This window comes from Streptomyces scopuliridis RB72, assembly GCF_000718095.1.
In the GTDB taxonomy this organism is placed as follows: domain Bacteria; phylum Actinomycetota; class Actinomycetes; order Streptomycetales; family Streptomycetaceae; genus Streptomyces; species Streptomyces scopuliridis.
Genome location: NZ_JOEI01000017.1, coordinates 175,529 through 194,839 on the forward strand (window position 1 = coordinate 175,529; position 19,311 = coordinate 194,839).

The 19,311-nt window shown below is 70.0% G+C and carries 17 protein-coding genes; 10 read left to right on the forward strand and 7 right to left on the reverse strand.

What is annotated here, in order from left to right:
- Window positions 1–123 precede the first annotated feature (123 nt).
- From IF11_RS0122435 to IF11_RS0122440, 3 genes are all read left to right on the forward strand, one after another.
- Entirely contained in the window at window positions 124–1,722 is a 1,599-nt protein-coding gene (locus tag IF11_RS0122435) for an FAD-binding oxidoreductase (RefSeq protein ID WP_030353477.1), read from the forward strand.
- A 236-nt stretch (window positions 1,723–1,958) separates the two neighbouring features.
- Window positions 1,959–3,008 (forward strand): COG4315 family predicted lipoprotein, encoded by a 1,050-nt coding sequence (locus tag IF11_RS40265; protein ID WP_051746132.1) that lies wholly within the window; start codon window positions 1,959–1,961, stop codon window positions 3,006–3,008.
- A gap of 155 nt (window positions 3,009–3,163) precedes the next feature.
- A complete protein-coding gene (locus IF11_RS0122440) occupies window positions 3,164–3,724 on the forward strand; it encodes a sortase domain-containing protein (RefSeq protein ID WP_051746133.1) in 561 nt (186 codons plus the stop codon).
- A gap of 39 nt (window positions 3,725–3,763) precedes the next feature.
- Here the strand turns inward: IF11_RS0122440 and IF11_RS0122445 are convergent, their stop codons facing one another.
- From IF11_RS0122445 to IF11_RS36885, 5 genes are all read right to left on the reverse strand, one after another.
- Window positions 3,764–4,498: a phosphatase PAP2 family protein gene (locus IF11_RS0122445; RefSeq protein WP_030353479.1), complete on the reverse strand. Its 735-nt coding sequence runs from the start codon at window positions 4,496–4,498 to the stop codon at window positions 3,764–3,766.
- 263 nt (window positions 4,499–4,761) lie between these two features.
- On the reverse strand, window positions 4,762–5,790 hold the full coding sequence (locus tag IF11_RS0122450; protein WP_030353480.1) for a C40 family peptidase: 1,029 nt from the start codon (window positions 5,788–5,790) through the stop codon (window positions 4,762–4,764).
- A gap of 62 nt (window positions 5,791–5,852) precedes the next feature.
- Window positions 5,853–6,467, reverse strand: a complete 615-nt coding sequence (locus IF11_RS40995; protein ID WP_133243290.1) for a hypothetical protein — start codon at window positions 6,465–6,467, stop codon at window positions 5,853–5,855.
- A complete protein-coding gene (locus tag IF11_RS0122460; RefSeq protein ID WP_030353482.1) occupies window positions 6,464–8,356 on the reverse strand; it encodes an alpha/beta hydrolase in 1,893 nt (630 codons plus the stop codon). The genes IF11_RS40995 and IF11_RS0122460 overlap by 4 nt, the downstream gene beginning before the upstream one ends.
- Before the next feature lie 8 nt (window positions 8,357–8,364).
- Window positions 8,365–8,802, reverse strand: a complete 438-nt coding sequence (locus IF11_RS36885; RefSeq protein WP_063759210.1) for a hypothetical protein — start codon at window positions 8,800–8,802, stop codon at window positions 8,365–8,367.
- 521 nt (window positions 8,803–9,323) lie between these two features.
- On the opposite strand from IF11_RS36885, the gene IF11_RS0122470 reads away from it, so the two are divergent.
- The 6 genes from IF11_RS0122470 (at window position 9,324) to IF11_RS0122495 (ending at window position 16,790) form a co-directional block, all read left to right on the forward strand.
- Window positions 9,324–9,632, forward strand: a complete 309-nt coding sequence (locus tag IF11_RS0122470; protein WP_030353484.1) for a hypothetical protein — start codon at window positions 9,324–9,326, stop codon at window positions 9,630–9,632.
- Window positions 9,633–9,869: 237 nt separating this feature from the next.
- The gene (locus IF11_RS0122475) at window positions 9,870–10,727 is read left to right on the forward strand and encodes a DUF8175 domain-containg protein (protein ID WP_030353485.1); all 858 of its coding nucleotides are present in this window, start codon (window positions 9,870–9,872) and stop codon (window positions 10,725–10,727) included.
- Between the two features lie 7 nt (window positions 10,728–10,734).
- Window positions 10,735–12,120 (forward strand): hypothetical protein, encoded by a 1,386-nt coding sequence (locus IF11_RS0122480; protein WP_030353486.1) that lies wholly within the window; start codon window positions 10,735–10,737, stop codon window positions 12,118–12,120.
- Window positions 12,117–13,670, forward strand: coding sequence for an SCO6880 family protein (locus IF11_RS0122485; protein ID WP_030353487.1), 1,554 nt, complete (start codon window positions 12,117–12,119; stop codon window positions 13,668–13,670). The genes IF11_RS0122480 and IF11_RS0122485 overlap by 4 nt, the downstream gene beginning before the upstream one ends.
- 100 nt (window positions 13,671–13,770) lie before the next feature.
- Entirely contained in the window at window positions 13,771–15,219 is a 1,449-nt protein-coding gene (locus IF11_RS0122490; protein WP_030353488.1) for an ATP-binding protein, read from the forward strand.
- 2 nt (window positions 15,220–15,221) lie between these two features.
- Window positions 15,222–16,790, forward strand: a complete 1,569-nt coding sequence (locus IF11_RS0122495; RefSeq protein WP_240627786.1) for a type IV secretory system conjugative DNA transfer family protein — start codon at window positions 15,222–15,224, stop codon at window positions 16,788–16,790.
- Window positions 16,791–16,844: 54 nt separating this feature from the next.
- On the opposite strand, the gene IF11_RS0122500 is transcribed toward IF11_RS0122495, so the two are convergent.
- Entirely contained in the window at window positions 16,845–17,528 is a 684-nt protein-coding gene (locus IF11_RS0122500; RefSeq protein ID WP_051746135.1) for a TetR/AcrR family transcriptional regulator, read from the reverse strand.
- 445 nt (window positions 17,529–17,973) lie between these two features.
- On the opposite strand from IF11_RS0122500, the gene IF11_RS0122505 reads away from it, so the two are divergent.
- Window positions 17,974–18,585 (forward strand): NADPH-dependent FMN reductase, encoded by a 612-nt coding sequence (locus tag IF11_RS0122505; RefSeq protein ID WP_030353491.1) that lies wholly within the window; start codon window positions 17,974–17,976, stop codon window positions 18,583–18,585.
- Here the strand turns inward: IF11_RS0122505 and IF11_RS0122510 are convergent.
- The gene (locus IF11_RS0122510) at window positions 18,582–19,148 is read right to left on the reverse strand and encodes a GNAT family N-acetyltransferase (protein WP_030353492.1); all 567 of its coding nucleotides are present in this window, start codon (window positions 19,146–19,148) and stop codon (window positions 18,582–18,584) included. The genes IF11_RS0122505 and IF11_RS0122510 overlap by 4 nt on opposite strands.
- Window positions 19,149–19,311 lie beyond the last annotated feature (163 nt).

The following is a 19,311-nucleotide window of genomic DNA, read 5'->3' on the forward strand; positions in this document are numbered from 1 at the left end:
GCCACTGAACGTCCCACCGCTGAACGTCCCGCCGCGGAACCCCGTACTCCCTGTGACTCGTCCCGTACCGCGGGCCACCGCCCGCGCGCCCCGCACCGGTCGCCGTCGCAAGGAGGTCGCCCCATGGAACGGCGCACGCTTCTCACCGCCGCGGCCGGCCTCCTGGTCACCGCCGCCACGACGACCGCGTGCACCAATGGCGGTACGGACGGTTCGAGTGGCAAGAACAGCGCGGGTGGCGGTACGACCACAGCGACCACCCAGAGCCCCACGGCAACATCCCCGGCCGGCGCACCGAGTTGGGACGCGCTGGCGAGGGGGCTCGACGGGGATCTCGTACGGCCCGACGACGCCGCGTACGAGACGGCCCGGCAGCTCTACAACACCCGCTTCGACACCCTGAGGCCCGCGGCCATCGCCTATGCCGAGGGCGAGGACGACATCAAGGAGTGCCTCGCCTTCGCCAGGACACACGGCACGCCCGTCTCCATCCGCGGCGGCGGCCACTCCTACGCGGGCTTTTCCAGCGGCAACGGCCGGCTCGTCATCGACGTGACGCGGCTCGACTCACTTCGGGACGCGGCCACGGACGGCACGATCGGAGCCGGAGCCCGGCTCGCCGATGTCTACCGGGCCCTCGCGGACGCGGGCCGTACGATCCCCGCCGGGTCCTGCCCCACCGTCGGCATCGCCGGGCTCACCCTCGGCGGCGGACACGGAGTCGCCACCCGCGCCTACGGCCTCACCTGCGACAGCCTCGCCTCCGCCACCCTCATCACGGCCGACGGCAAGCGGCTGACCGCCGACTCCGAGCAGCACACGGACCTCTTCTGGGCGCTGCGCGGCGCGGGGAACGGCAACTTCGGGGTCGTCACCGAGCTGCGCTTCCGTACGCACCCGGCGCCCCCGGCCGTCGTCGCCTTCGCGAGCTGGCCGTGGTCGAAGGCCGACGCCCTGCTCGGCGCCTGGCAGGAGTGGGGCCCCGACCAGCCGGACGAGATCTGGTCCTCGCTCCATCTCGACGCGGGTCCGGGCGGCGTCGCCCCGACGCTGTCCCTCTCCGCCTTCTCCCTCGGCGGCGAGGACGAGCTGAAGAACGCGCTCGACCGGCTCGCCGACGGCCCGGGCGGGCCCGGCCCGGCCGGCTCCATCTCGGTACGGCAGCGCGATTACGAGGAAGCGATGCTGATCTACGCGGGCTGCTCCGGCTTCACCGAGGAGCAGTGCCGGCTGCCCGGTACGGCCCCCGGCCGCAGCGAAGAGGGCGTGCTCCGCCGCGAGACGTACTCCGCCGCCTCCGACTTCTACGTCCGCCCGCTCTCCCCCGCCGGCCGGCGTGCCCTCCTCTCCGCCTCCGAGACCTTCACCCTGCTCCCGGCGTCCGGGGGCGGCAGCGGCTCCCTCACCCTCACCGCGCTCGGCGGCGCGGTCAACCGCGTGGACCCGCTCGCGACGGCCTTCGTCCACCGAGGTTCGCGGGTGCTGGCGCAGTACATCGCCGGCTGGGAGCCGGGCACCTCCGGATCGGTCCAGCGGGCATGGCTGAAAAACACTCACGGATCGATGCGCCGGCACGCCTCGGGCGCGGCGTACCAGAACTACACCGACCCGGCGCTGTCCGACTGGCGCACGTCGTACTACGGCGCCGCCGCGGACCGGCTGGCGCGGCTGAAGAGGCGGTACGACCCTGACCGCCTGTTCGACTTCCCGCAGGCGCTGTAAAAGTCGTCAGCTGTCTTCCGTACCCCGTACGGCTCACCGAGGTGGCCATAAGGGCCAGTTGACGATGGCCTGTACCTAGACGAGTAAGCCCGAAGTAGCGTCGTCCGCCCCCGGGCAGACGGGACTCCGGACTTACTCGTCCAGCACCCCTCCCCGCGATGTCTGCCCGGTCGCGGCACCAGCAGGCGGGGGGCCGACAAGCAGGGGGGCACATCCCGACTCGCAAGGGCGTAGCCATGCACGGACACGGACCCCGGATAGCCGCGCTCGCCGCGGCGACCGTTCTCCTTCTCGCGCTCGGCGGCGGCGCCGCCACAGCTGTGGACAGGCCCACCGAACCGGGTCAGCTGACCCTCCTCAACACCGCCGTCGGCAGGGTGCTCGCGGACAGGTTCGGCAATCCGCTCTATATGCGGACGGCCGATGAACCGGACAACCCGGACTGTGTGGGCGAGTGCGCCGACGTCTGGCCGGCCGCGGTCGGTTATCCGACAAAGGCGCGGGGTGTCACGAACGACACCGCGCAGACCGTGCTGAACGCGGAGAACAGCGACGAGCCCCAGGTCATCTACAACACGCACCCGCTGTACTACTACACGAAGGACCAGCCGCACCTGCCACGCGGGCAGCACGTGGACGGCTTCACTCTCGTCGCCCCGAACGGCACCGCGATGGTGCTGCCGCTGAGCGCGGGCCCGGACCCGGACCCGACGGTGTCGGGGACGACATCGTCCACGTCCAGGGCGAAGCCGGCGGTGACGCCGACACCCAAGCCGAAGCCGAAGCCGACCAAGGCGACCCCCGCTCCGACACGTGCCGCCACAAAGGCACCTACGAAGGCAGCCACCAAGGCCCCCACCAAGGCCGCAACGAAGGCCCCCACGAAAGCACCCACCAAGGCCCCCACCAAGGCGGCGACAAAGCCCGCGGCGAAGACACCGACGAAGGCGCCGACAAAAGCACCCACCAAGGCGGCGACAAAGGCACCGGCAAAGCCGGCGACCAAGGCACCCACCCCCGCCGCCCGCGTGACCCCGACCCGTACGGCCACCGCCACCGTCCCCCGTACGACCACCGCCACGTCCACCCCCTCGGTCGGAGCCCTGAAGATCACGCCGTCGGGCGCGGCGCGCGGAGGCGCGGACCATATGGCCGCCGCCGACTCGTCGGGACGCTCCGGCGCGGCCGAACTCTCCCTGGCCATCGGCGCCACCGCCGCGGCCTCCGCCGGAACGATCCTCGTAGTGCGCCGATTCCAGCGCCGTTCGACGGGGGGACAGCACTGACCGGAAAGGCGGGTCGGGGCGGTATATCCAGCAGCGACGGCAGGACAGGCTCGGCCACGGCGGCCGAGCCGGTCAAGTCGGCCAGGTCGACCACGGCGATCAAGGCCCTCTTCGTCATAGCGACCCTGTGCGCGACGGCCGCCGTACTGTTGCATATGTTCCCGCTCCGGCCCGCGCCACGGACACCGGCCCTCCACGAACCCCGTACCGTCCAGGTCACGGACCTGCCGTCGGCCCCCGTACGACTGCGCATCCCGGCGCTCGGTGTGCGGGCGGAGGTCCTGCCGCTCGCGCTCGACGACGAGGGCACGCTGGACGCGCCGGGGTTCCGGAACGCGATGAAGGTCGGCTGGTTCGCCCTGGGACCACGCCCCGGCGAACGCGGCCCGGCGGTCCTGATCGGCCACCGGGACGCCCCGGCGAACCCCGGCACCGTCCCGGTCCGCAACGGACGCGACAACATCAAGAACGCCGTCTTCGCCAAGCTGGGCCGGCTGAGCCCCGGCGACTCGATCGAGACGGAGCTGGGCGACGGGCGGCGGCTGACGTTCCGGGTGACGACCGTCGATACGTACCGTACGAAACGATTCCCCACGGAACAGGTCTACGGCCCGGTGCCGACCCCGCAGCTACGGCTGATCACCTGCGGGGGAGTCATCGACGCCAATGGCCACTGGGACTCGAATGTGGTGGTCAGCGCGGTCGCGGATTACTAGGGCGTCCCGGGACCGGGACGGGGACGGGGCGTGATCGGCTCAGGCCGCGAGGTTGTTGTCGTCGGGGCGCGGCTCGGGGATTTCGAGGGGCCGCGTCCCGCCGACCGACCCGGCGCCCGTACCGGCCGCCAGGTCCGCCTCGCGGGCGGCCCGCGACCGTACGAACCACCCGACGCGCGGCGACCGGGAGACCGCCGACACCAGCGGGGTGAGCAGGGCCAGGGCGAGCGGGGTGAGCAGCAGGGCGACCGCCGTACCGAGGGCGAAGCCGCCGATGACATCGGTCGGGTAGTGGACGCCCATGTAGACGCGGCAGAAGCCTTCGAGGAGGGCGAGGCCGATCGCGGCGAGACCGAGCTTGCGGTGGGCGATGAAGACGCCGACGGCGAGGGCCATCGCCATCGTGGCGTGGTCGCTGACGAACGAGTAGTCCGTCTTGCCCGCCACCAGGACCTCCAGGCCCTTGTGGTCCAGGAACGGTCTCGGCCGTTCGACGAAGCCCCGGATCGGGATATTGATCAGCAGCGCGATCCCGGCGGCGAGCGGCGCCCAGACCAGCCCGGCGACGGCCGTGACCGAGTCCTCCGCGGACCCGCGCTTGCGCACGCTCCACCAGCCCCAGAGCCCGATGAGCACGAGCCCGAACATGATCCCGTACTCACCGACGAACTCCATCACGCGGTCGAACCACGTGGGGGCGTCCTTGGCCAGTCCATTGATGTCGTAGAGCAGGCTGACGTCGGGGTTCGACCCATCCAGTACGAGTCCAGCCATCTGCTGCGGCCCCTTGCCTTCTTGTCGCCTGCCGCGCCACACCTTCGTGGGCGATGCCTCTACCAACCCCCGTGGTCAGTACGGAACATGCTGCGTGATCAGTACCGCAGCTGTCGTCCAGGGAACGGCCTGCGCGCCGCGTACGTTCCGCTCTCCACCGAACGATCACCATGACGTTATCGAAGAGTGACACATAGTCGCAGCTCAGGGCCGCGCCCGGACGGAGAGATCCGGCCACGGGAGGCTGCCGCACCCCTCTGCGATCAGGCGGGCGGCCGGTTCGGCGGCAGGTCGGTCGGCAGCGATTTCGCGCCGTCCGCGGTGACGCGGGTGGCCCCGAAGTAGTCCGGGGTGTCGATCTTGTCGAACCGGATGACGGCCCCGGTGTACGGCGCGTTGATCATGTACCCGCCGCCCACGTACAACCCCACGTGCCGGATCGCCCGCGAATTGGTGAGATCGTCCGAGAAGAAGACGAGGTCACCGGGGAGCAGCTCCTCCCGCGAGGGATGCTCGCCGGCGTTGTACTGATCATTGGCCACCCGCGGCAGCTCGATCCCCACGGTCCGGTACGCGGCCTGCGTCAGCCCGGAACAGTCGAACCGCCCGCCTTGATCGGCGGTCCCGTTCCCACCCCAGAGATAGGGCGTTCCCAGCTTCTGCTGAGCGAAGTAGATGGCCGCGGCGGCCTGCTTCGAGGGCTCGACCCGCCCTATGGGCCTGGCGAAGCTCTTCTCCAGCGTCCGGATGACCTTGACGTAATTCTGCGTCTCCCGGTACGGCGGCACACCGCCGTACTTGATGACGGCGTACGCCCCGGCGTTGTACGCCGCCAGCATGTTGCTGGTCTGATCACCGGGCACGTCCTTGACGTATCCGGCCAATTCGCAGTCGTACGAGGCGGCCGAGGGAATCGCGTCACGCGGATCCCAGATGTCCCGCGTCCCGTCCTTGTTCCCGTCGATGCCATGGGCTTCCCAGGTACCGGGGATGAACTGCCCGATGCCCTTGGCGTTGGCGGGGCTCTGGGCGCTCGGATTCCAGCCGCTCTCCTGGTACAACTGCGCGGCGAGCAGAGCGGGGTTGATGGCGGGACAGAGATTGCCCCACTGCTGCACAAGCGGCTGATAAGCGGCAGGCACGGCCCCCTTGGCCAACCCCACAGCCCGCCCGCCCCCGCCCACACCCCCGACGAGCCCGGCGGCGGCGGAGTAGGTCCCGACGACGAGCAGAGCGACGAAGCTCAACCCCAGCCCCCCGACAGCGGCTACGAGGAGCCATGTCTTACGCACCGTCACACACCCTCCGCGTCAGGGCCACTGTCGTGGGCCAGTGTAGGCGCGGAGGGGACGGATCAGGAGGCGGACGACGAGGACGTCGAAAGAGGCGCCTTGGATGACCAGAAGTCGTCGTGGACGTCGGGCGGCTGCGGGTAGTCACCCGCGCGTTGCGGGGTGTTCGGCTCGGTCGCCGGATCGGGCACCGCCGATTCGGCGAAGCATGGGGTGGTGATGGAGAAGAAGAACTGGCCTCCGCCTCCCACGGCCACCCTCATTCGGAAATCGTCAGGTGTCGCAGCGAAGATGGCGGGCACTTCACCACTTGCCCGCACACTGGTAATCCGATAGCCCCGAGCAGTCCAATCGCGCTCCACCACGCCGAGCAGATTTCCACGTCGCTCTTTGGAAACAATCGTCATGATGGCAATCCGGCGCTTTACCGAACCAGTCCCCGACGAATCGTTTTTGACGTCGGTGCAGATCTTATCGTTCGAAGGGCCGTGGTTCCACCGCAGTTCCGGCTTCACACCCGAGAGGGTGCGCTGCATGATCACATCTGCTTCCTCAGCAGCCCGCCGCATATCCATGTCAGAAGTTTTCCCCTCTGGATGTCCAGTATCGGAAGGAGCGCTGCATCCATTGACGAGTGCCAGCAAGATCGCAATAGAGGCGAGTCGCGTATTGGTCATCGACGCTCCTGAGTACTGATCTCGCTTCCACGACCGGCAACGATCAAAGCAATGTTGTCGGCGGATTCCTCATCCGCATCGGGATTGAAGTAGTTGGCGTGCGCGGCAAAACCTCCGCCGTCCCTGACGGGACGTGGCCCGTCCTCCACCCTGAACCGCTGGGCCCCAAACGCCTCATGCGCCGGATCCGTCCCGTACCAGATCTCCCTGCCATCGGCCTGCGCGTCCTGCGCGAAGTACGCCGCCGCGCCCCCGCCCACAGCCCCCGCCGCCGCCCCAACAGGACCGCCCAACGCGGCGCCCACCACCGCCCCACTGGCCGCGCCCGTCGCCATACCGCGCGCCTCGATCTTGGCGGGCATCGCGGTCACCGGGTCGTTCTCCGCCGCGCCGACGAACACATGCTCCCTGCCCACGCCCAACTCGTCCGCGGACCTCGCGCCCGTCCCCGGGCTGCCCAGCAGAATGATGTCGTCCGCCCCCGGCACCCCACCCGGCCGCTGCGCGGCCTGGCCGACCGTGAGCGAACCATAGGAATGCCCGACCGCCGTCACATGCGGATCGTCGTTCTCATTCGTCGCCGAGATGCCCGACATGAACTCGTTGTACGCGACCGCCCCGACCCGTGCCTGATCGGCGAACATCACATCCGTATTTCCCGTGATGTCCGCGGCGGACAACTGCGGAGCGTCGTACCCGAGCCATACGATCGACGCGCTCGAACGGTCGTACTCCTGCGCCCCGATCGCCGTATCCCGCGCCCTCTTCAGATCATTCCGCACGAATTCCTCGTCCAGCGCCGTCCCCAGCCCCGGCACATACGCCGAGACATTCCTCGCCGTATCCGGATTCCCGTACGAGACGATCGCCCGCCCATTCCCCTCGTCCCCGATCCCCAGCAGATACATCGGCGGATTCCCGCCGGCCCGCAACTGCTCGTCGATCGCTCTCAGCCCCGCCAACCGCGTCTCCACCCGTTCGTCCTCCCCGCCCCGTCCCTCTCCGTCCCGTCCCTCCAATCCCTCCAACCTCCCGATCAGCAACCGCAAGTTGTCCCTGTTGGCCGCGTCCCTCACCTCCGCCGGGATCCCGTCCAAGTTCCCGATCTCCCCCGGGAAGACCGCCAAGTACTCCTCGCGCCGCTCCTGCGTCAGTCCGTCCCACCACGCCTTCCGCTCCGCGGGCGACCCGTCCATCGGGATGGCGTCCTTCAGGTACTCGTCCGCCAGCCCGCGCACCGCCGTCGCGTCTCCGCTCACGTCCGCCCACATGGCGTCGGTGACGTGCAGACCGTCCCGCGCCGTCAGCTTCCGGAGCGCGCGTGCGTACCGCGCGTCGATCTCCCTCGCCTCACCGACCGCTCGCGCGATGGCGTCGGCGATCTCCTGGGCCCGCGCCGCGTGGGGGTTCGGGTTCGTCAGCGCCTGCGGCGGGGCCAGGAGCGGCGATACCGCGCTGCCGGCGGCCGTGCCTCCCGGGAGCTTCTCCCGCGTCAGGATGTTCTCGCCCGCCGCCGGATAGCTCACCGAACCGTCCTCATGGACCGCGAACTTCAGACCGCGCGCGTCCTCCAGTGCCTCCCGCAGCCTCCGCTGAGGCGCCCTCAGCTCGTCGGCGAGGCTGTTCAGGGTCGTACGGACCAATCCGCACTCGGTGTAGACGTACTGGAAGTTACGGCTCAGACCGCGCAGCCGCGCCACGGCCGCGTCCACCGCCTCGCCCTCCTGCGTCGCGGCGAGACGCGCGACCAGCTGCTTGTCGATCCGGTCCCGTGCCGCGTCCGCGCGGTTGCTCGCCGTGCCCCAGCCGTCGGCCGCCCCCTCCAGCGCCGCACACCTCACCGCACCCAACTGACCCCACGTCAGCGCCTCGCCCACAGCAGCGCGCACAGCCCCTCTCACCGTCCACCACCACCGGCGACCTTCGCGAAGGTCGCGGCGATCACCTCGTCGGTCTCGCCCAAGTCCTCCGCGACCGCGCGCAGCTGCTCCGCCAGACTCGCGCACTCCCCCATCGCCGTCTCGATGCGCCGCTCCCACGACATACGCGCCGTCCGCAGCACTGCCGCGACGTCCAGACCCTCCGTACCGGCGGCCAGCCCCTCATGCGCGGCGGCGAACTCGGCTCTCACCTGACCCATTTGCGTACGCAGCCCCTCGGCGGCCTCCGCCGCCCGGATCCACGGCCCGCCGCTGTGTCTCAAGCCCGCACCGCCACCAGCGCCGCCGCCGTCGCCCCCAACGCGCGGAGCCGGCACGCCCCCGGTCATATCGATCAGCCTCTGCCAGTTCTCCGAGTACGTCGAATGCTCCGAGAGCTCCCCATGTCCCGTCATGCCGCACACCCCTGTCCGTCCTGTCCGTTCCTCGGCCCGCCCCCGCCCGGGATCTCGACGGCACTTTCCCAAAGCCGGATACAGAGGAATCCCGCACGCGAGCGCGGCGCCAGAGGGGGTACGTACGGGGCGGATGCCTGCGGCCAAGGGCATCCGGCGGTTGGCCGAAGAGCACGTCGACGGTGCCAAGTTCACTCGTACGGTGGGCGAGAAGCGGCAGCCGGAGGGACTGGCGATCACCCGACGCCGTCTTGAGGCGCCTCGGACGTGCCCGGGACCACAAAGGTGTAACAACGACAGTCATTGCCCGGAGTCACGCTCCGTGATACACAGAGTAACCATACGCGTACTCGCATACCCGATCCGTGACTGATCGGGGCACCGTCGTCGGTCATATGTGCGGGGATCGGGTAAAGAGAGCCGCCAAGCGGCTTACGAGGGCGGTTCCATCAGCGAAGATAGAGAGTGACCCGTGCCATGGGGGCTCGGGCGTGAACGACCCAACAGGGGCGGTGAGTTACATGTACCTGGCGGCCGAAAAGGGCGACATCACCACCATCATCGGTGGCATCGCCCCGAACTGGGGTCCTTTCGGGACACTTGGGAACGAGGCCCGGATCATGATCGAGGTCGTGATGGCCGTGGCCATCCTGCTCTGCCTCGGCATCGCGATCTGGGGTGCGGCCAAGCAGCGGATCGGAGCGACAGCGCTCCGGGACACGTTCAGTGCCGAGCAGGGCAAGGGCCTGATCGTCGCCGGACTCACCGGCGTCTTCATCATCGGCTCGCTGGGCACACTCTTCACGATCGTGTACGGGATGGCCGTCTGACCCGCGTCCACCTCTTCCCGCCCCTCCTCCCTCCGTCCCCTTCCGTCTCCCTCTGTCCGGGCGTGCCCGGGTTCACCCTCAACACCACCCGTCCGTCGCACCCACCGGCTGAGGTTGCGTCTCCCTGATGTCGAGTCACCACACCGCGCCCGCGCGGGAACCAGCACGGCTACCGTCGTACTACGTGGACCCCGCGGGCACCGCGGAATCGCAAACGGCTGAGGGGGCGTACGCGGCATGAGCTTCGGCGACGAGCACGGCTACGGCGGCGACTCGGGCCGTACGGACGACGGCTTCGGCGGTACGGGCCAGACCCGTACCCGTCTGCCCGACGGCAGAAGCGGCGACATGTACGGCGGCCCCCGCCGCCCGGCGCGCAGCTCGCGCTCGCTCATCACCGTGGTGGGCGTCGTGGTCCTGCTCATCGCGGCTATCGCGTTCGCGAACCGCGGCGGCGGGGGCGACGCCTCCGGCGGCGGCAAGGGCGCGGCGTCGGGACCGGGCGCGGATCCGACGGCGGCGACGGGGGTCCAGCCGGTGACGGGGAAGAACGGGGAGATCCCCTCGGGGTTCGCACGGAACGAGCAGGGGGCGGCGAGCGCGGCGGCGAACTACGCGGTGGCGCTCGGTTCCGACGGCATGTTCAAACAGGACAGCCGGCACAGCATCGTCGACACCGTCTACACCTCTGAGGCGGCGGGCAAGCTCAAGGGTCCGCAAGACGCCGCGTACTCAACGGCGTTCCTCCAGAAGCTGGGCCTGGACGCCGACGGCAACCCTCCCCAGGGCAGCACGTTCGTCACCCGCACGATCCCGGTCGGTACCAAGGTGGAGAACCTCTCGGGAGACACGGCCAAGGTGTCGGTCTGGTACACGGGCCTGATCGGGATGTCCGGTCCCGACTCGACGAACCCGGTGCGGACGACCTGGAAGACCTGGACCTTCGACCTGCGGTGGCTGGGCAACGAGTGGAAGGTCACCGCCGACTCGCAGAAGGACGGCCCGGCCCCCGTCCCCGGCGATGTCGCGGCCTCCACAGCGGACGAGATCAGCAAGGCTGTCGAGCAGTTCGGAGGCTTCACCTATGCCAGGTAGCTCTCGTATGCCAGGTAGCTCTCGGCGCCGCGCGCGGTCGCTCGTCACCGTACTGGCGGGCCTGCAAGCCGCGGTCTTCCTGTTCGCGTCACGCGCGGTGGCCGCACCGACTCCGTCGCCCACCCCGAGTCCGTCCTCGACCGGGGACTGCAGTCTGCTGTCGGGCCAGGTCCAGGAACTCTGCGAGAACGGCAAGACCGGCGACTCCAGCTCCCTCGTACCCAGCGCCCCCGACACCCTCGACCCCCTCTCCTCCCTCGCCCGCGGCTGCGCCGACGCCGCCGCCTGGATCGTCGGCAAGCTCAGCGACGCCGTCAAAGAGACCGCCAACGTCGACTTCACCAACACCGCCTTCCTCCGCCAGTACGCCGTCGTCTTCGCCGCCTCCACCGTCCTCACCCTCGTCCTCTGGCTCCTCGCCGTCGCCAAGCGCGCCATCCGCGGCGTGCCCCTCACCACCGCGATCTCCGAGGCCATCGGCTTCCTCTGGCTGACGGTCCTCGCCTCCGCCTTCACTCCCCTCATCCTCTTCACGATCGTCTCCGCGACCGACGGCGTCACCCAGGTCGTCTCCAGCTCCACCGGCGGCCAGACCGACGTCTTCTTCGGCGGTTTCGCCGAGGCCCTCAAGAAGGGTGACGACATCGGCGGCGGGCCGATCATGCTGATCGTCGTCTCGCTCGTGTCGATCCTCGCCGCCGGTGTGCTCTGGCTGGAGCTGGTGATAAGGGCCGCGCTCCTGTACGTCGGGGCGCTGCTCGGCACCGTCGTCTACGCCGGGCTCGTCGACAAGAACATGTGGGGGCATGTCCGCCGCTGGGCCGGGATCATGATCGCCGTCATCATGGTCAAGCCCGTCATCGTGATCGTCCTCGGCCTCGCCGGCGCGCTCTCCGCCGACAGCGGCCCCGACGCGGTCTCCGCCGTCGTGTCCGGTCTCGCCATCATCCTGCTCGCGATCTTCGCCTCCGCGATGATCTACCGCTTCGTACCCGGCTTCGGCGACGAGATCGCCTCCTCCCGTTCCAACCGGAAGCAGGCCACGGACGGCTCCCAGGCCGCCGCCGTCATCAGCTCCCCCGCCGCTCTCGTCTCCCAGGGCATCAAGACCCACAGCAGCCGCAACCACCAGCAGGGCGACGGAAGCGGCGGAGGCGGCGGAGGCGGAGGCGGCCGGCCCGCCAACACCGTCTCCGGCGGCGTCGCCGCGCACAGCTCGCGCGGCTCCTCGTCCGGGGGCGGATCGGGCGGCGGCTCCGGCGGCGGCTCGGGTGTCGGGCCCCTGCCGTCCCCCTCGCCCCCGCCCCGCGGCGGCGGCCCGACCAGCGGCACCCCGCACAGCTCACGCGGCACCGGTAACGGCAACAACAGCTCAGGAGGTAGAGGGCGTTGACGACCCAGTCACCACCGATCGCGCCCCGTCGCACGTATCTCATCGGCCGCGCCAGGCCGAACGCGATCGTCGGCAAGAACCGCGAGACCGGCGAGATCGCCCTGATCATCGCCGGTGCCTTCGTCGGCATGATGTGCGGTCTGCTGGTCCCCGTCCTGTCCCTGCGGATCGTGACGCTGACGGGCTTCCCGCTCCTCGCGCTCGCCGCCGTGTACGTGCCGTACAAGCACCGCACGTTCTACAAGTGGTTCGAGATCAACCGCAGCTACAAGCGCAGCCTGCGCCGCGGTACGGTCTACCGCTCCGCCGCCATGGAAGCCGGTACGAGCCTCGACGGCCGCGAGGTCGAGGTCGGCCCGCCCCCCGGCATCGGCCGTATCAACTGGCTGGCGGCGCCCTTCGGCCCGGACGAGATCGCCGTCCTGCTGCACGCCGACCGCCGTACCGTCACCGCCGCCATCGAGATCGAGGGCCCCGGCGTCGGGCTGCGCGACAGCGAGGACCAGGAGGCCCTCGTCGACCGCTTCGGCACGCTCCTCAAGCATGTCGCCAACGGCGACGGCTTCGTCACCCGGCTCCAGATGCTCGCCCGTACGCTGCCCGCCGACCCCGACGCGCACGAGAAGGACGTGGCCCAGCGCGGCGACTCCTCTTCCCCCGGCTGGCTCCGGGATTCGTACGACCAGCTCCAGTCGATGGTCTCCACCTCCAGCGAGCAGCACCGCGCGTATCTCGTCGCCTGCATGCACTACACGCGCGAACTGGCCGCCGAGGGCCAGGCCATGGCCCGCGCCGCCCGCCAGGCCGCCGGTACGAAGAAGCTCGACCGGGACGCGGGCCTCGCCGTCGTGATGGCCCGTGAGCTGACCGACATCTGCGCCCGCCTCGCCGAGGCGGACATCCGCGTACGCCAGCCGCTCGGCCAGGGCCGGCTGTCCTCCCTCGTGCACTCGATGTACGACCCCGACCACCCCATCGATCACATCCAGGCCATGACGAAACGAAACGCCTGGCCGGCCGAGCTCGACGCGATGGAACCGACGTACCTCCAGGCCAAGACGCGCGAGTCGTCCACCCGCGCGCCCTGGTGCCACTCCACCGCCTGGGTCAAGGAGTGGCCGATGACCCCGGTCGGCGTGAACTTCCTGGCCCCGCTGCTCGTCCACACCCCCGATGTGATCCGTACGGTCTCGGTCACCATGGACCTCGAACCGACCGAGATCGCCATCGAGCGAATGCTGACGGAGAAGACGAACGACGACGCGGAGGCGAGCCGCGCCGCGAAGATGAACCGCACCGTCGACCCGCGCGACATCGCCGCGCACGGCCGGCTGGACCAGCGGGGTGAAGATCTCGCCAGCGGGGCGGCGGGGGTCAACCTCGTCGGGTACATCACAGTGTCGTCCAGGTCGCCCGAGGCCCTGGCCAGGGACAAGCGGACGATCAGGGCGTCGGCCGGCAAGTCGTATCTGAAACTGGAGTGGTGCGACCGCGAGCACCACCGCGCCTTTGTGAACACTCTGCCGTTCGCGACCGGCATCCGCCGTTAGCGACGTTTCATCGCTTCCGACCGACCCATACCGTCACCGTCACCGTCACCGTCACTGACACCGACACCGCCGATAGCCGACGAGCCGAAAGGGGCCTGTGGTGCGAGATCCGCTGTCCGTCCTCACGGATGCCTTCACCAGCTTCCTCTTCGGGAAGGTGGAGACGACCCGGCTGCCCGTCCGTACGTCGACGGGCCAGGCCCAGGCCGTCTATCTGCCGACCGCGGCCCCCGGCCTCGGTGACTCCGGTGTGATCATCGGCCGCGAGGTCTACAGCGGCAAGGGGTACATCTACGACCCCTTCCAGCTGTACGGGCAGCAGCTCCCCGCCCCGCACTGGCTCGTCCTCGGCGAGTCCGGCAACGGGAAGTCGGCGCTGGAGAAAACATACGTCCTGCGCCAACTGCGCTTCCGCGACCGCCAGGTCGTCGTCCTGGACGCCCAGGGCGAGGACGGCGCGGGCGAGTGGAATCTCATCGCCCAGGAGCTGGGTATAACCCCCATCCGGCTCGACGCGATGGCGGCCCTGGACGACGGCATCCGGCTCAACCCCCTCGACCCGGCGATCACCACGACCGGGCAGCTCGCCCTGCTCCGTACGATCATCGAAGTCGCCATGGGACACGGCCTGGACGAGCGCTCCGGCTTCGCGCTCAAGGTCGCGCACGCCTATGTGAACGAGACGATCATCGACCGCCAGCCCGTGCTGATGGACATCGTCGAGCAACTGCGCCACCCCGAGCCCGAGTCGGCCGAGGCCATGAATGTCGACCTGGACGATGTGCGGGCCTGGGGCCTGGACGTCGCGCTGGTTCTCGACCGGCTGGTCGACGGTGACCTGCGGGGCATGTTCGACGGGCCGACGACCGTCGGGATCGATCTGGACGCCCCGCTGATCGTCTTCGACCTCTCGCACATCGACCGCAACTCGATCGCCATGCCGATCCTGATGGCGATCGTGGGCGTCTGGCTGGAGCACACCTGGATCCGCCCCGACCGCAGGAAGCGCATCTTCCTGGTCGAGGAGGCCTGGCACATCATCAACTCCCCGTTCGTCGCCCAGCTCTTCCAGCGGCTGCTGAAGTTCGGGCGGCGGCTCGGTCTGTCGTTCGTGGCGGTGGTCCACCATCTCTCCGACGTGGTCGACGGCGCGGCGGCCCGGGAGGCCGCGGCCATCCTCAAGATGGCGTCGACCCGGACCATCTACGCCCAGAAGGCGGACGAGGCGAGAGCCACGGGCCGGGTGCTCGGGCTGCCCCGGTGGGCGGTGGAGATCATTCCGACCCTCACGCCCGGTATCGCGGTCTGGGACGTCAACGGCAACGTCCAGGTCGTCAAGCATCTGGTGACGGAAGCGGAACGGCCCCTGGTCTTCACCGACCGGGCCATGACCGAGAACTCCCAGGCATCGGACGCCGCGGACGCCCTGGAACTGGAAGGCAGACTGCCGGACGATATGCGGGCCGCGGAGTGGGAGGCGGAGCAGCGGGCGGCCCTCCTGGAAAGGCAACGGCGGTTGAACGAGTCCTCCGAGTCGACGGTGGCGTGACCATGTCGCGCCACCACGAAGGTCAGCACTACCAGGGCGGCCCGGGATACCAGGGCGGTCAGGGGTATCGAGGCGGCCAGGGCGGCACCCGGGGCGGGATCCCCGACGGGCTGCTGGTGGGCCTGCTCGGCTTCCTGCTCGGGCTGGCGCTGCTGGTCTGGACGGCCACCGGACTGGCGGGGCTGTTCACCCACGGCGCCTGGCCGCAGGGGGTGACCTTTACGCGTACGCCGCTGGCAATACGCCAACTCGCGCAGGCGCCGCACGACATCGCGGGCGCGTGGCCGGACACCCCGCCCGGCGAACTGTCCGGGTACGGGCTTTTCTGGGGCCTGCTGATCAGTCAGATGATGGTCCTGGTCGTGCTCACGGTGTTCGTGCTGGGTGTGACGGCCCGCTATCGCGTGGTACGGGCGCGACGGCGGGCGGCCGTACCGAACCAGGCCCAGGCGCCGGACCCGGCACCTGCCCCGGCACCTGCCCCGTCGCTGAGCAAGGAGCAGTACCTGCCGGACGTCGCGACGACGGCCGCACCCGCCCCCCAACCCTCACCAGCACCAGCACTGGCGCCTGTCCCCGTCCAGACCGCCGCTCCCGAACCCGCTCCCGCTCCCGCACGTGCCGCCGCCGTCCCCGCCCCTCGCGTGCGGTACGGCGATCCCCTCACCCGCCGTCCCGCCGCCGTCCAGGCCGTCCTGGACGCCGAGGGCCCCGCGCTCGTGGTCACCTCCGACCCGACCGTGTGGTCCGAGACCAAGGACGCGCGGGCCAAGCTCGGCCCCGTCCTCGTCTACGACCCCGGCCACCTCTGCGACACCCCCGCCCGGCTCCACTGGTCGCCCACCGCCGGCTGCGACGACGCCGCCACCGCCGCCGCCCGCGCCGCCGCGCTGCTCTCCCCCGTACGCCCGCACGCCCTGCTCGACGCCGCCATGGCCGATACGGCGGAGACGCTGCTGCGCTGCTGGCTGCATGCCGCCGCGGTGGAGTCGCGGCCGTTCAAACAGGTGCACCGGTGGGCGCAGGGCGGGAGCGCCCATGAGGCCGTCCGGATCCTCCGGACCCACCCCAAGGCCGCCTCCGGTCTCGCGGGTCTGCTGGAGTCCGCGCTCACCGCGCATCCCGAACGCCGGGAGGTTTCCCAGCAGTTGACGGCCCGTGCGCTGTCGTCCCTCTCCTCGATCCATATCCGCGACGCCTGCACACCCAACCGAACCGATTCCCTCGCGCTGGATTCTTTTGTGAACGAGGGGGGCACTCTGTATGTGGTGGGCGAGCCGATCGAGGATCCGCGCTCCCGCCCGGGTGCGATGCCGCTCCTCACCGCACTCGTCTCGAACGTGGTCGAGCACGGCCGCCGCATGGCCGCACGGTCATCTGACGGTCGGCTCGACCCACCAATGACATGTGTCCTGGACGATGTCGCCGCCGTCGCTCCGCTGCCCCAGCTTCCGGAGCTGCTCTCCACCGGTCATGACCGCGGCCTGCCGGCCCTGGCCCTGCTCCGGTCGCGGCAGCAGGGTCTGGACCGCTGGCCGCACTACGAACTGCCGGTCCCCGACAGCGTCTGAGGTGCGGAAAGGCCCGTACGCCCGTACAGGCTCTCTGGAAGGGCCCGTGCAAGCTCAGGAAGGCCCGTACAACTTCAGGAACGCCCACACCCCGCTCGCCACGAACTTCTCCACCTGGGCCGCGCTCAGCCGTACCGCGCCGAAGAACGACTCCAGCGTGATGCCGCCGATGAGCAGGCTCAGATGCCGTGCCGCCGCGTCGGCGTCGTCGATGTCGAACAGCCCCTGATCCGCGAGCTCGCGCAGCCGCTCCGCGAGGTCGGCGCGTACCGCCTGCGGCCCGACGCGCTGCCACTCCTCGATCACATCGGCCGGCATCCGCGGCCCCTCGGTGATGATCTGGCGTACGAGCGCGAAGTGTTCGGGGTGCTTGGAGTTCTGGCCGACCCACTCGCGTCCGAGGGCCAGCAGATCCGCCTCGACGTCGACCGCCCTCGCGAAGTGCCGGAAGTGCCGCGCGAAGAGGTCCGTGGAGTCCGCCGTCACGGAAGCGGCGCTCGCCAGGAAGACCTCGCGGAAGAGCTCTTCCTTGTCGGTGAAGTGGTTGTAGATGGTGCGCGTGGAGACACCCGCCTCGGCGGCGATCGCGTCGACGCTCGCCCCCGTGTACCCCTCGCGCCCGAAGACCGTACGCGCGCCCCGCTCGATGGCCTGCCGCTTCTCCAGCAGCCCCTTGCGCGGAGGCTTGCGCACCCCGGGCCCCCGCGCCGCCCCTGCCCCCTGCTCCCGGCTCGCCATGGTGCAGCCCTCCTCAGAAATTACAACGATCGTTGCAACCGTTGCCATACACGTTGTACTTTACCTTCATGTCCCACGCACAGGACGCGGACCCGGCGGCCCAGGCCCACGCGGCCCCGCCCCGCCCCGCCCCGCCGCGGGAGCCGTGTCGGGCCAACCCTCGCGGTCGTCCTGCGTCGGCGGGCGACCTCCCCGTACATCCCATACGGGAACACGTCCTGGCAGCCGCGCAGTTCACGGACTCCCTGCGCGTCGCCTTGTGGTGCATGGCCGGGCTCAGCGCCGGACTGGCACTGCTGGTCCACCAGTTGCTCCGGCACCGGCGCGCCCGCCGCGGCACGTCACCACGGCCGCATCTTCAGCCACCGCCGGCAAAGCAACCGCCACCCCGATCCGACTTTCCTTGGCCCGCCTTGACCGCAGAGCACCCTTGAGGAGCAACGCCATGTCCACCCGGTCCACCCGGTCCACTCAGCCGACCGACCCGATACGGCTCGTCGTCATCATCGGCAGCACCCGCGAAGGCCGCCTCGGCCCCACCGTGGGCCACTGGTTCGCGGCCCTGGCCGCCGGCCACGGCAGCACCGAGGTCGACCTCATCGACCTCGCCGACACCGAACTCCCCGCCGTCCACCCCGACTGGGGTACGGAACCCACCCCGGCCCTGGCCGAGCTGTCCGCCCGTCTCGGCGCGGCCGACGCGTTCGTCGTCGTGACACCCGAGTACAACCACAGCTTCCCGGCGGTCCTGAAGCACTTCATCGATCTCCACCGCGAGGAGTGGCAGGCCAAGCCGGTCGGCTTCGTCTCGTACGGGGGCGTGGGCGGCGGGCTGCGCAGCGTCGAGCAACTGCGGCTGGTCTTCGCCGAGCTGCACAGCACGACGGTGCGCGAGACCGTCAGCTTCCACAAGGTCACGAGCGACGTCTTCGCCCCTGACGGCACGGCCCACGACCCGGAGGGCGCCGCCGGAGCCGCCAAGGCGATGCTCGACCAGCTCGACTGGTGGGCACGCGCGCTGCGAACGGCACGGGCGGAGCATCCGTACAGCGTCTAGGGGCGGTTGATCGCCAGCTCCAGATCCCGTCCGGGGGCCACCGAGGGACTCCCCTCCAACGCCAGAGACTTGCCGGTCGGTACGAATCCCAGCTTGCGGTAGGCGGCTCGTGCCCGCGGATTCCCCTCGTGGACATGGAGCCGCACCCGCGCGAGCCATGGCTCCTCCAGCGACCACGCCCAGTCGAGAGCGGCGTCGACCAGCGCCCCGAGCAGCCCGGTACCCCGCTGCTCGGGGCGTACGAACACCCCGACGAGATGCCCCTGCGCCCGCTCGGACGTGGCCCCCAGGAAGTCCATGTCGCCGGCCTCCTCGATCAGCAGCGTCACCGTGCCCGACCATGTCCCGTCCGGCGCCTCGGCGATGAACTGCCCCGAACGGGTCCTGTGCCGGGGGGAGGACCCGACCGCCCGCTCCTGCCAGAAGGAATCGGGCTGCTCCAGGGCTTCTTCGTACGTCTCCAGGAAGGCCACCGGCGCGGCCGGATCCTGGAGCGAGGCGAGGCGGATGTCCTTGGCCTTGGCCCATTCGTCGGGCTGTACGGCGCGAATCACGTGGTCCATCCACCGATCCTCCGCGCCGCGCGCCCTCACGCGCAAACGAAATATCACCCGTAGAAACCCCATAGAACGCAGAAATGCCCCGCACCAGAAGGTGCGGGGCATTCCCACAATAATTGTTCGGCGGCGTCCTACTCTCCCACAGGGTCCCCCCTGCAGTACCATC